Consider the following 12,496-nt stretch of genomic DNA (forward strand, 5'->3'; position numbering starts at 1 on the left):
AAGTTCTCACACACAAGACCGGACGGAACAGACTGGTACACAGTAAATGCAGATCTTCAGTACGGCGAGAATCTTGCAGAAGGCTACAACACAGCAGACGAAGTAGTAAACGCATGGATGGCATCACCTACACACAAAGCAAACATCTTAAAGCCTGACTTCACAACTTGCGCAATCTCAACAACAACTCAGAACGGAAGAACATACTGGGCACAGGAATTCGGAATCTGATAAAAAGAATATAATGATAAACCTCTCCTTATAAATAAATTCTATGTACTTAAAAGGCTCTATCGGAATTGATCCGGTAGAGTTTTTTATATCCATAATCCCTTTAGGGCAAACGCATGGGGCTGTTCAGATTATTTATGAACAGCCTCTTATCTCATCTATCAAAAATAAACAGACTTAAGTAGATACTACGTGGGCATATAAATATGCTGACATTAATGGTATGATAGGAGCCATAGATTAAATTTGTCCGGAGGAATATCTGTAATGCGTAAAAAGGAGATAAGTTAATATGTTCAGCTGTTTATGGCCAATTTCTCTGGTAATCCTTTCAAATGTGGTTTATCAGATCTGTGCAAAGTCTGTGCCGGATAAAATGAATCCATTTGCATCACTGACGATAACATATATTGTCGGTGCTATAGCCAGCACAATTCTATTTTTTGTACTTCTCCATTATTTGAGGGTTATACATTTATATGGAATTTAAACATTTCAATTGCATAGTTGTATTCAATAAGACTAAGGATTCTATTCTTTTCTGTAAACGCAAAAAGGATCCATATAGGGGCCTTTACAACTTCGTTGGCGGAAAGGTTGAAGCCGGAGAGTCTTCTGAGAAAGCTGCATACCGTGAGCTTCAGGAAGAGACCGGGATCAGTCCAAAGGATATAGATCTGTACCGACTGATGGATTTCACATATTATAACCAGCAGTTTATCCTGGAAATATATGTGGGAGTTCTTGAAAAGGACATTGAACTTCAAGAAGAAACAAATCCCCTTGAATGGCTTAGTCTCTATCATGATTTTACGGACAGAACCCGTTTTGCGGGAGATCAGAACATCGGACATATCATTAATGTTGCTTTGATGTATCCTATTCCGGAGAAAACCGATTTAAACGATAGAAAGCTAACAGGAATAGACGGTAGCAGTACAACAAATGAAGAACAATTTGACATCACAGATGAACGAGGTTTTCCTACAGGAAAGACTGTGTCAAGATCCAAGGCGCATGATGAAGGAATACTACACAGGACCGCACATTCCTGGATCGTAAGAAAAAATGGTGATTCATATCAGGTGTTATTACAGAAGAGAAGTGCTGATAAGGATTCATTTCCATCTATGTACGATACTTCATCTGCCGGTCATATTCCGGCGGGAGATACACCTTTAGAGACTGCAGCCAGAGAATTAAAAGAAGAACTAGGCATAGAAGTACAGCAGGATTGCGAGTTCAAATTAATCGGCAAATTCCGGATAAAATACGAGAAAGAATTCCACGGGAAGATGTTCCGTGATAACGAGGTGGCTTTTGTCTATATTTATGATGAACCTGTGGATGAGACAAAGCTTGTTCTACAGGAAAGCGAGGTCGAAAACGTAAAGTGGTTTGATATAGATGAGGTTTATGAGGGCTGCGTTCACAGGAACGGTACATTTTGTGTGCCCTTGGACGGCTTGAAACTTGTAATGGAATATCTTAAAAGAATATGATTTTAAAAAGGGTAAAAAAGGAAAAAAAGGAAAATAACGCATGTATAGATGATTTCTTAAGGAGGATTACTATGACTATAGCAATGGCAAACGACCACGCAGGAACAGAGATGAAAGAGGAGATAAAAGCTTATCTCATATCGCAGGGTCATGAAGTAAAGGACTTTGGAACATATGATAAGGAGTCATGTGACTTATCGGACTTTGTTTATCCGGCAGCACTGGCAGTTGCAAAAGGAGATTGTGACCGGGGAATATTCTGCGACGGAGTAGGTTATGGAAGTGCACTTATAGCAAATAAGATAAACGGCTGTTATGCGGCAGTATGTCAAGATCCGCTCTGCGCAACTCTTGCAAGAGAGCATACGGATTCGAATATTCTCTGTCTTGGGGCGAAGATCATTGGCGGTCTTATGGCGATGGAAGTAGTTAAGAAATGGCTCACTACAGAACCTCTCATGGAAGAAAAATATCGCAGAAGGGTTCAAAAGGTATGTGATATCAACGATAAGCATTGTGTTCCGGTAAAATAATAACTTCAAGATTATGATAATCGTCAACACAAAATTTTTCTATGAATTAGGGCAGATGGAATGATGACCTTGGGACTGATTAAAAGAGTTGCAATTGTAAGTTTATCATATGGAATCATGGAACACCAAGGTGCATAAAAGTCCTCATCGGAATTAATCCGATGGGGACTTTTAATGTAGTTCTATTCCTCATGTTCAGTCATTTTGCTAGTCGGCAACTGTGCAAGTACTACAGCTATAAAAACAATAATGCATCCCAGCATTTCCCTGAGAGTCATGGTCTCATGGAGAATGAGCCATCCGAAGAAAACCGCAAATACAGATTCCATGCTCATGATTAGAGGAGCAATGGCGGGATTTGTTGTTCGCTGTCCCAGAATCTGGAGCGTATAAGCAACACCGCTGGAAAGAATACCGGAGTAAAGTATCTGAAGTTTGGCTTCCCAAATAGCAGCAAAAGAAGGCGTTTCGAAAAGTATTGTCAGGAGCATAGACATTAACCCAACAACGGCAAACTGCACGCAGGATATCATTACACCATCTGTGTATCCTGTTGAAAAATGGTCAATAACCAAAATATGGGCTGAAAAAGTGAAAGCACCAAGCAGGCAGAGGATATCTCCTTTTCCTATGGCAAAACCTTCCTTTATACATAAAAGGTAAAATCCGGTGATTGCAGTGAAAACACAGAACCAAATGAGTTTTGTAACTTTTTTTCCGAGAAGAAGTCCTATAACCGGAACTATAACTATGTAAAGTGCAGTTATAAAGCCTGCCTTTCCTGCTGTGGTGCTGCTTAGTCCGACTTGCTGGAGATTACTTGCAATTGACAATACTAAGCCGCAGAATATACCACCGATCAGAGAATTCTTATTTAGCAGCCTTCGCTTTTCTTCTGATAAAGGGTGATATTTGGTCCTTCTTTTTCGGAAGAATATTGTAACCGGGATCAGTACCAAAAGACCAATAAAGCTTCTTGACATATTGTAGGTAAAAGGTCCCACAAATTCCATTCCTGCACTCTGAGCCACAAAAGCAGATCCCCATATAAGCGAAGCAATGAGAAGCATCAGGTTACCTTTAAATTGTTCTGTCATAAAAATTCCTTTCGTTTTCGGGGCGGGAAACTCATAGACTTGCCTATGGGCATCAGTGAGAAATGTCTCCGTATTCTGGTCAGATAATATTTGCAGACCGATTTTTCGGGAACCCGAAAAAAACCGGATTCCTAGTATCATATCACGAAAAGTTACAGCCTTAAACTATGAATGGCTATAATTGCTGTGGTTATCTTTTTGGAAATTTGGTAAAATGTTTCTTATAATGAATAATGTAAAAAATATCTTTTGCAAGAAGCTGAATAGTCTTTTATCTACATCGGTGGGTTGTATAGAGTCAATATAATCTGCATTTGTATTAAGGATATCATGGTTTCAAATAGTAACATTAATAGATGATGAGAGGGGGATGATATATGTTCTGCGAAAATTGTGGGAATGAAATTAGTAACGATACCAGGTTTTGTCCGCTTTGCGGTGCACAGGTTAAATCTGCGGCAGCACCGGCCGGAAAAATATCATCGGTTGAAACAACAGCACCGGTCGGAACCGGGGAAATTCAATCTGCCCAGGGATTTCAAAAAATGAACCAGGGGTATCAGGGAATTGAAAGCAAAGAAGACATCAAAGGACAAAAGGTTACCGAAAACATTTATCTCTGTCCCGACGGCGCTTACCGCTGGGTATATGAGTTCGACATGATCAAAAATCCCACGATTCTTATAACCGTTTGGAAAGTGCTTTTAATGTCCTGTGCGATTGTAATGATTCTGGTAATGTTTTTCCGGATTATGGATGGAGACTTTTTCGATCTTCCTGATCTTGATGATCTTGCAGAATTTATCGGGGGCCTGGTTCTCGTCATGCTTTTCATGGCATTCCTCAGCGTGGTGGCTTACTTAATAGTTGCGAAGTCCTATGGCTTTAGATACATGGTGCTTTTTACCATGAATGAAAATGAAATAGAACACAGGCAGATGAAGAATCAGTTTGATAAGGCTAAGGCGATGGGATGGCTCACAGCCGCTGCAGGCCTTGCAGCAGGAAGTTTAGGAAGAGCCGGAACCGGTATGCTTGCCGCAACAAAGACTGCTTCGACCTCTGTTTATGATCACGTAAAGAAGGTTAAGTCCGACAGAAGACATAATGTGATTTATGTTAACGAGACATTAGACCATAACCAGATCTACGTTGATGAAGCTGATTTTGATTTTGTCCGGAATTTCCTCATTGAACATTGTAGGAATGCAAAGCAAGTCAGCTGATTCTGTTTTTGATAGATATCAAGGTAAACAGGATATGTTTTTCGGATGAACCGTTGTGAAGATGTTAATAGTTTTTATGAAGTAAAAACAAATTATTGGACTTTTTCCGAGAAACTTTTATAATTGATAATGTTTAGAAACAGATCGGGAATTACAGCCCGGTCTGTTTTTTGAAGAATCGTAGGTTCCGGATTCCGAACATAGTTATAAGATGACGGTTCTGATATAGTGAATAAAAAGGAAACTTTTAGAGAGGAGTTTCAGAAATAATGACATCCACATTGAAAAGAACATGGGCCGAGATCAATCTCGACAATCTTGCATATAATTACAAAAAAATAAGAGAATACATAGGAGAGAACGTTAAGTTTCTCGGTGTCGTAAAGGCGGATGCTTATGGCCACGGATCAGTTCAGGTAGCATCAAAGCTCCAGAGCCTCGGAGCGGATTATCTTGCGGTCAGCAGCATTGACGAAGCCATGGAGCTGAGAGTTAATGATGTCACCATGCCTATCCTCATCCTCGGACATACCCCAAAGGAGCAGGTAGACAGACTGATTTCCTACAACATTACCCAGGCAGTAACCTGTGAAGCAAAAGCAATAGAATACAACGAGGAGGCATTAAGACTAGGCAAGACCCTGAAGATACATATCAAGGTGGATACGGGAATGTCTCGACTTGGATATATATGTGAAGGAGATTATTTTCAGCATGGCGTTGACGGTATAGTTGATGCCTGTGAACTTCCGGGTCTTGAGCCTGAAGGCATATTCACACATTTTGCAGTATCAGATGAGGCCGGCGAAGAGTACGTAGAGTACACTAAGCATCAGTTTAAACTTTTTACTGACATCATTGATGCAGTGGAAAAGAAGACCGGAATGAAGTTCAAAATTCGCCACTGCGCAAATACAGGTGCAACTGTGGATTATCCGGAAACATATCTTGATATGGTGCGTCCGGGTCTTTTGCTTTATGGCTATGGAGATTATGCGAAGAGACTTGGATTAAAGCCTATTATGACCATGAAAACCACAGTCAGCACTATAAAAATATATCCGGCGGGCACAAAAATCAGCTATGGCGGACTGTTCACAACAACAAAGGACAGAACCCGTATCGGCGTTGTTCCTTATGGCTATGCTGATGGATTCTTCCGTTCACTTTCCAATAAATACAGTGTCATGACTGCTGATGGACCGGCTGAAGTTCGCGGACGTATCTGCATGGATATGTGCATGATCGACCTGACAGACAAGCCGGATGTTGGAGTCGGAAGTGAAATTGAAATTTTTGGAGCAAACAATCCTATAGAGAAGATGGCAGAAATGGCAGGCACCATTCCCTACGAAATCGTATGTGCCGTAAGTAAACGTGTTCACAGAGTTTATATATCTGACGGTAATGTTGTCTTCAGGGAACTGATGCTCAGGATGTGATTTTTCATTTAAAACAGTTAACGTTGTATGATCATTAATTTGAAGAAACATTGAGATCTAAGGTGTAAAAGGTTGATTTGTCTTATCTATGCATAACGAAATGTGTCATTGTTGTGTTTTGGCTATAAGTCAGGGTTATGTATGTGATGAGAAATAATTACATCAGAAAAACATCCGATCAGCTTGACATGTATCTGACAATGGTCTAAAATTCACATACATAAAGGCAAAGGCGTCTTGGAGAAATCTCCGAGATGCCTTTTCTTTTATAAAGATACAAACCGCGGATGTATCAACTTGTAACTTAAGACATATGTGCAAAGGGGCAGCATACTAAAAGATAGTGTGCTGCCCCTTGTGCGTGAAGGGGAGATTTCTGATTAAGGCGAATTCGCCATAATAAAAAGACTGCTCTTTGTGCATGAAGGGGAGAGGAGAATGTTATGAGTCAGGATATTTTACAGGCTATAGATTCCAGTGTATTTGGAGTATGGTTTTTGATAGGCGCGGCCCTTGTGTTTTGGATGCAGGCCGGATTTGCAATGTGTGAGGCAGGATTTACCAGAGCCAAGAATACAGGAAATATCATCATGAAAAATTTGATGGATTTCTGTATCGGTACTGTCGTGTTCATCCTTATAGGTTTCAGCTTTTTCCTTGGAGAGGATTTTATAGGTATCATCGGAAAACCGGGATTCGACATTATCACAGATTATGCAAATTTTGACTGGTCAAATTTCGTATTCAATCTTGTGTTCTGTGCTACCACCGCAACCATCGTTTCCGGATCTATGGCAGAAAGAACCAAGTTCCTGTCTTATTGTGTATACTCCGCAGTTATATCTGCTGTGATCTATCCTATAGAAGCTCACTGGACCTGGGGCGGCGGCTGGCTCTCACAGCTCGGTTTCCACGATTTTGCAGGTTCAAACTGTATTCACATGGTTGGCGGTATCTCGGCTCTAATCGGTGCTGCTATACTCGGAGCCAGAATCGGAAAGTTCACAAAGGACGATGACGGAAAGATCGTCAAGGTTAATGCTTTCCCAGGACACAATCTCGTAGCAGCCGCACTTGGCGTTTTCATTCTCTGGTTTGGATGGTATGGTTTCAACGGAGCTGCATGTACATCCATAGAGCAGCTCGGATCAGTATTTACCACAACAACCATTGCACCTGCATTTGCTACAGTTGCATGTATGATATTTACATGGGTTAAGTATGGAAAACCGGATATCTCCATGTGTCTCAATGCTTCCCTCGCAGGTCTTGTTGCCATCACCGCACCTTGTGATGTCACAGATGCATTTGGTGCTATAATCATCGGTTCGGTTGCAGGACTTCTGGTATGTTTCGGTGTATGGTTCCTGGATTACAGACTTCACGTTGACGATCCTGTAGGTGCCGTAGCGGTTCATTGCTTAAATGGTATGTGGGGTACCATAGCTGTTGGTTTGTTTGCAACAAGCAGCGCTCCCGGCTACAGCATTGCAGATTCAGCCGGAAATGTAATGACAGGTCTTTTCTATGGCGGCGGATTTAAGTTACTTGGAATCCAGTTGGTCGGAATGCTTTCGACAGCATTATGGACAACAGTAACTATCACCGGAACCTTCCTTGCTATTAAAGCCCTTATTGGTCTCAGAGTAACTGAGGAAGAGGAGCTTCGCGGACTTGACTCCACAGAGCATGGTCTTGCTTCTGCATATTCAGGCTTCTCCATCATGGATATATCCAACACCTTAAGCATGTCTGTAAATGAGAATACAGATCTCGGTGTAAGTGAATACGAAGAAGCTTCAGAGTTCCAGAAGAGAGCAGCTGTTCAGGTTGTATCTGCCCCTTCTCATACGGAAAGCGGTATTTATAAAGTTACTATCATTGCTAAGTTATCACGTTACGATAAACTCAGAAAGGCCATGAATGACCTCGGTGTAACCGGTATGACTGTAACACAGGTTATGGGCTGCGGTGTTCAAAAGGGATCCGGTGAAATGTACCGAGGCGTAGAAATGGATGCCACACTTCTTCCTAAGATCAAGCTTGAGATCGTAGTCAGCAAGATTCCTGTTAAGGATGTTATAGAGGTGGCAAAGAAGACTCTTTACACAGGCCATATCGGTGACGGTAAGATCTTTGTTTACAGACTTGATAATGTTGTTAAGATCAGAACAGGAGAAGAAGGCGCTCTTGCTCTCGCAGATGTAGAATAAGCTATAAATGATAGAACCCCTCGAGGATATCCTTGATTGGGTCAGACGTTAAAAAGCCCGGTTGAATGTGCCGGGCTTTTTTAGCGTCGACCGAACAGGAAACTTAGATAAAAAGAAAAGGAACCGTTGATTTCTCAACGATTCCTTCTTAAAAAGTCGAGCGCGAGACGGGGGCGCTACGTGCCCTTTGGCACGTGCATAGCGCCGACCGAGTCGGCAGACGAGACGGACCCGCGAGCGGGTTCGATCATTATTAATGGCGCAAAAAAAGCTCGGTGAAAACCGAGCTTTTCTAAGCGCGAGACGGGGATCGAACCCGCGATCTTCGCCTTGGCAAGGCGACGTAGTACCACTCTACTACTCGCGCACTCTGTTGGTTTTTTCTGACCAACAAAGAGGATTATACTCGTCGTACAGACGCGTGTCAACACCTATTTTTAGTGGATGCATCTTGTTTTTAGAAGATGTCATCCTATGTGTTTTTGGTTGTTGTCATCCTGTTTATAGAATATATCATACTCTTTATGAAGATGCCATCTTATGTGTTTCAATTGTTGTCATCCTTTGAAAGCATTTCCATCTTCATCTCATAGTACTTAGGAGTCATGTCCAGGAAATGGATGTGAGGATTCTCGAATCTCTGTTCCTCTTCCCAGATTTCGTTTGAAAGTTGGTGCTTTACATAAGCAGCTATTTCCTTTGCAGGAACTTCTGGCTCAGTTCTCTTTCCGTTTTCCATAACAAGTTTCTGCATTTTCTTTGCGGTACAGTTTTCGAATCTGCGAATCTTCCAAGGTTTTAACGGATCCACAAACCTGTAAGGCTTGGAAAGATCAACAACCTCATCCTTGTTGGCTATCATATCTGCGAAGGCACGACCTTCTTCGTTGTAAATACGATAAACCTCCTTGAGTCCGGGATTGGTTATCTTGTCTACACTTTCAGAAACTTTGATACGAGGCTGCATCACCCCATCTTCTTCAACGGCGCAAAGCTTATAGACTGCTCCGAAAACAGGTTCGGAACGGGATGTGATCAGACGTTCTCCGACACCAAAGGCATCTACCTGACCACCCTGAGCGAGAATAGAAGTCATGGTATTCTCATCGAGACTGTTGGAAATAACGATCTTTGCATCAGGGAATCCGGCTTCATTGAGCATCTTTCTGATTTCTTTTGAAAGATATGCAAGGTCTCCGCTGTCGATACGTATACCAAAACTCTTTGATTTAATGTTCTGTTCCTTCATTTCCTTAAATACAGTGATGGCATTAGGAATACCGGAATCCAAAACATCATAGGTATCAACCAGAAGTATGCAGTTATCAGGGTAGATTTTTGCGAATTTTCTGAAGGCCGTTAATTCATCACCGAAATACATTACCCAGCTGTGAGCCATGGTGCCGCCAACAGGGATATCAAAATACTGTCCTGCGGAGACGGTTGCTGTACTGTTTACACCGCCGATAACAGCAGCTCTTGCACCGTAAATTGCTGCATCATTATTGTGTGCACGTCTTGCACCGAAATCAGATACGGCTCTGCCGTTTGCGGCTTTTACTATACGGCGTGCTTTTGTTGCAATCAGACTCTGATGATTGATCTGGGTCAAAAGCTCGGTTTCAATAAGCTGAGCTTCAACAAGATCAGCCACAACTGTAATTATCGGCTCATTAGGATAAATAATGCTTCCTTCAGGGAAGGCATAAACATTACCATGGAAATGGAAATCCGTTAACCAGTCCAGAAATCTGTCATCAAATAGATTGAGGCTTCTCAGGTAGGCTATATCCTCATCCTCAAAATGCATGTCTTCAAGATATTGAAGAATCTGCTCCAAACCTGCAAAAACAGAAAAACCACCCTGATCGGGATTTCTCCTATAAAAAACATCAAATGCTACTTTTGTATCATTTTTTTCTTCCAAAAAATAACCATTGGCCATGGTGAGCTCATAAAGATCCATCATCATGGAAACATTACGCCTGTCATTTATACGATTCATATTATTTCCAATCCGGACTAAATTGTCCTTAATAAAATACAGTAACAACGCTTATTTTAATCATTTGTAGCCCTGAGGGCAACATAAATCGGCAAAAGAAATAATAGATATTATAAATAAATAGTTAGGTATTCCAATATGATCATGCGTTTGAGTAAAAAAACAGAATCCATTTAACTGTATAAATTATATTTTCCTGGCAGAAATATTCTAAATATCGGTGAGTTTACGGAGAGTTAAGAATATATGATTATAAAAGGAAAAGTTATTAATCCGGTAATGATAGATATAAAATAAAAATCTAATAACAGACGAGTTTTAATAAGCATCAATATTCAGTTTTACATTCTGTGATGCTATAATCAATGATAATATCTGAAAGAGAGGTTCTGAATCATGGTTATATCAAAGAATATGGAACGTCTGGTAGCCGGAAGCTCTACTATAAGGAAGCTTTTTGAAGAAGGTCTGCAGATGGCGGCAGAAGTAGGAGCTGATAATGTTTATGACTTCAGTCTCGGAAATCCCGCGTCGCCTGTGCCCCATGAAGTTCGTGATGCCATCGAAGATATCCTGGATAACACCGATGGAAACATTGTCCATGGATATATGAAGAATGCAGGTTTTAATGATGTTAGAAAGGCTGTTGCGGACAGTCTTAACAGAAAAAACGGAATGAACTATGATGCAGAAGATATAATCATGACCTGCGGTGCTGCAGGCGGAATGAACTGTATATTCAGAAGTCTCCTGGGACTTGATGACGAGGTGATAACATTTGCGCCTTTCTTTGGTGAATACAGAAGTTATGTATGTAATTTCGGAGGCAATCTTGTTGTGGTTCCTGCGGATACAGAAACATTCCAGCTTAACCTCGCGGCACTCAGACCACTTATTAATGAAAAAACCAAGTGCATAATCATCAATAACCCGAATAATCCGTCGGGTGTTGTATATACAGAAGAAACTCTCAGAAAACTCAATGATATTATTGTAGAAGCTGAGAAGGAAATAGGACACCCGATATACGTTATTGCAGATGAACCTTATCGTGAGCTTGTTTACGGCGGGCAGACTGTTCCATATATTCCCAATATCATAAAGAATAGTTTTTTCCTCTATTCCTTCAGTAAGACTCTTTCGCTTCCGGGGGAAAGAATCGGATATATGGCGGTTTCAAAGAATATTGACTATTATGATGAGGTGATCTCGGCACTGGTCGTAGCCAATCGTTGTCTTGGCTATATCAATGCACCGTCCCTTTTCCAGTTGGTAGTTGCAAGATGTCTGGATATTCCGGCAAATCTTGAATTCTATGATAAGAATCGAACACTTCTATATGAAGAGCTGACAAAGATGGGCTTTGAAGTTGTAAGACCTGATGGGGCATTCTATATGCTTATCAAGTCGCCTACACCTGAAGAGGATGATTTTGTTGCAATGGGCAAGAAATATCATATCATTCTGGTTCCGGCAAAGTCATTTGGATGTCCGGGATATGTCAGACTCGCTTACTGTGTATCCCATGACATGATAAAACGGTCTATACCGGCATTCAAAAAGCTGGCAGAAGAGTACTTTAAATAGAGAATAGAAGTAAAGATTTTAACAGGTATATAAAATATCAACTATTTTATAAATGTAAATTGTTCTACGTTTAGATCCGATACACAGATGTAGAGAGGATGGAATTCTGTACATTTGTTATTGCAATTACAAGTGTTTAAATAGTTAAATTATCAGAGGTAATAAAAGCAGACCGGAGTCAGTGATGGATTTCAATTGGAAACCACTGGCTCCGGTTGATTTTATGTTACGTATTAAATTGGTAAAGATGTACAGATATAGATACAAAAATTTTTCAAAAAAGTGTTTGACAACTGTCCCGGGAGTTGATATATTATGTGAGCACTCAAGAGACACGGAACATCAGTTCTGAGGAATGAGGGCAACAGAACCTTGAAAATCAAAGATCGATTAATACACAGACCCTGAAGATTCTATAAAGAAGATTCAGAAGCGGAGGATCTGATAAAGATCTAAAGCGAGACCAAAAAGGTCTAAAGCGAATAATACAATCGCAGTAAAGAAAACGGACAGAACAAATAAAGCCAAGCTTTTAGTTCTGAACGGGAAGAACTTAAAAGAGAGAAATCTCTTTCGTATTTAATATGAGAGTTCGATCCTGGCTCAGGATGAACGCTGGCGGCGTGCCTAACACATGCAAGTCGAACGAGCGAGAGATGA

At 40.9% G+C, this 12,496-nt stretch carries 9 protein-coding genes, 1 tRNA gene and 1 rRNA gene; 8 read left to right on the top strand and 3 right to left on the bottom strand.

Annotated elements, in window-relative coordinates:
- From T357_RS0117475 to T357_RS0117490, 3 genes are all read left to right on the top strand, one after another.
- Nucleotides 1-231: CAP domain-containing protein (locus tag T357_RS0117475; protein WP_031555352.1), on the top strand; the 231-nt coding region annotated here is incomplete at its 5' end.
- Between the two features lie 479 nt (nt 232-710).
- Complete coding sequence (locus T357_RS22095; protein WP_197027372.1) at nt 711-1,733, top strand: NUDIX domain-containing protein; 1,023 nt, start codon at nt 711-713, stop codon at nt 1,731-1,733.
- A gap of 71 nt (nt 1,734-1,804) precedes the next feature.
- Nucleotides 1,805-2,266, top strand: a complete 462-nt coding sequence (locus T357_RS0117490) for an RpiB/LacA/LacB family sugar-phosphate isomerase (RefSeq protein WP_031555362.1) — start codon at nt 1,805-1,807, stop codon at nt 2,264-2,266.
- Between the two features lie 182 nt (nt 2,267-2,448).
- On the opposite strand, the gene T357_RS0117495 is transcribed toward T357_RS0117490, so the two are convergent.
- Nucleotides 2,449-3,363 (bottom strand): DMT family transporter, encoded by a 915-nt coding sequence (locus T357_RS0117495; RefSeq protein WP_031555366.1) that lies wholly within the window; start codon nt 3,361-3,363, stop codon nt 2,449-2,451.
- A 377-nt stretch (nt 3,364-3,740) separates the two neighbouring features.
- Between T357_RS0117495 and T357_RS0117500 the strand changes: the two genes are divergently transcribed.
- The 3 genes from T357_RS0117500 to T357_RS0117510 all read left to right on the top strand — a co-directional run bounded on the left by T357_RS0117500 (nt 3,741) and on the right by T357_RS0117510 (nt 8,244).
- A complete protein-coding gene (locus T357_RS0117500) occupies nt 3,741-4,589 on the top strand; it encodes a zinc ribbon domain-containing protein (RefSeq protein WP_031555371.1) in 849 nt (282 codons plus the stop codon).
- Nucleotides 4,590-4,858: 269 nt separating this feature from the next.
- Nucleotides 4,859-6,031, top strand: a complete 1,173-nt coding sequence (gene alr, locus T357_RS0117505; RefSeq protein WP_031555375.1) for an alanine racemase — start codon at nt 4,859-4,861, stop codon at nt 6,029-6,031.
- 443 nt (nt 6,032-6,474) lie between these two features.
- Nucleotides 6,475-8,244 (top strand): ammonium transporter, encoded by a 1,770-nt coding sequence (locus T357_RS0117510; RefSeq protein WP_031555379.1) that lies wholly within the window; start codon nt 6,475-6,477, stop codon nt 8,242-8,244.
- A 295-nt stretch (nt 8,245-8,539) separates the two neighbouring features.
- On the opposite strand, the gene T357_RS0117515 is transcribed toward T357_RS0117510, so the two are convergent.
- Nucleotides 8,540-8,611, bottom strand: a tRNA-Gly gene (locus T357_RS0117515).
- Nucleotides 8,612-8,791: 180 nt separating this feature from the next.
- A complete protein-coding gene (locus T357_RS0117520; RefSeq protein WP_031555381.1) occupies nt 8,792-10,249 on the bottom strand; it encodes a nicotinate phosphoribosyltransferase in 1,458 nt (485 codons plus the stop codon).
- A 396-nt stretch (nt 10,250-10,645) separates the two neighbouring features.
- Between T357_RS0117520 and T357_RS0117525 the strand changes: the two genes are divergently transcribed.
- Nucleotides 10,646-11,836, top strand: coding sequence for a pyridoxal phosphate-dependent aminotransferase (locus tag T357_RS0117525; protein ID WP_031555383.1), 1,191 nt, complete (start codon nt 10,646-10,648; stop codon nt 11,834-11,836).
- Nucleotides 11,837-12,416: 580 nt separating this feature from the next.
- A 16S ribosomal RNA gene (locus T357_RS0117535) occupies nt 12,417-12,496 on the top strand; the annotation flags it as partial.

The organism is Oribacterium sp. FC2011, assembly GCF_000701645.1.
In the GTDB taxonomy this organism is placed as follows: Bacteria; Bacillota; Clostridia; order Lachnospirales; family Lachnospiraceae; genus Oribacterium.

Excerpts from the sequence above, each read along its gene's own strand:
- T357_RS0117525 (WP_031555383.1), top strand. The coding sequence starts at position 10,646 with ATGGTTATATCAAAGAATATGGAACGTCTGGTAGCCGGAAGCTCTACT.
- T357_RS22095 (WP_197027372.1), top strand. The coding sequence starts at position 711 with ATGGAATTTAAACATTTCAATTGCATAGTTGTATTCAATAAGACTAAG.
- T357_RS0117490 (WP_031555362.1), top strand. The coding sequence starts at position 1,805 with ATGACTATAGCAATGGCAAACGACCACGCAGGAACAGAGATGAAAGAG.
- T357_RS0117500 (WP_031555371.1), top strand. The coding sequence starts at position 3,741 with ATGTTCTGCGAAAATTGTGGGAATGAAATTAGTAACGATACCAGGTTT.
- T357_RS0117510 (WP_031555379.1), top strand. The coding sequence starts at position 6,475 with ATGAGTCAGGATATTTTACAGGCTATAGATTCCAGTGTATTTGGAGTA.
- T357_RS0117520 (WP_031555381.1), bottom strand. The coding sequence starts at position 10,249 with ATGAATCGTATAAATGACAGGCGTAATGTTTCCATGATGATGGATCTT.
- T357_RS0117495 (WP_031555366.1), bottom strand. The coding sequence starts at position 3,363 with ATGACAGAACAATTTAAAGGTAACCTGATGCTTCTCATTGCTTCGCTT.
- alr (WP_031555375.1), top strand. The coding sequence starts at position 4,859 with ATGACATCCACATTGAAAAGAACATGGGCCGAGATCAATCTCGACAAT.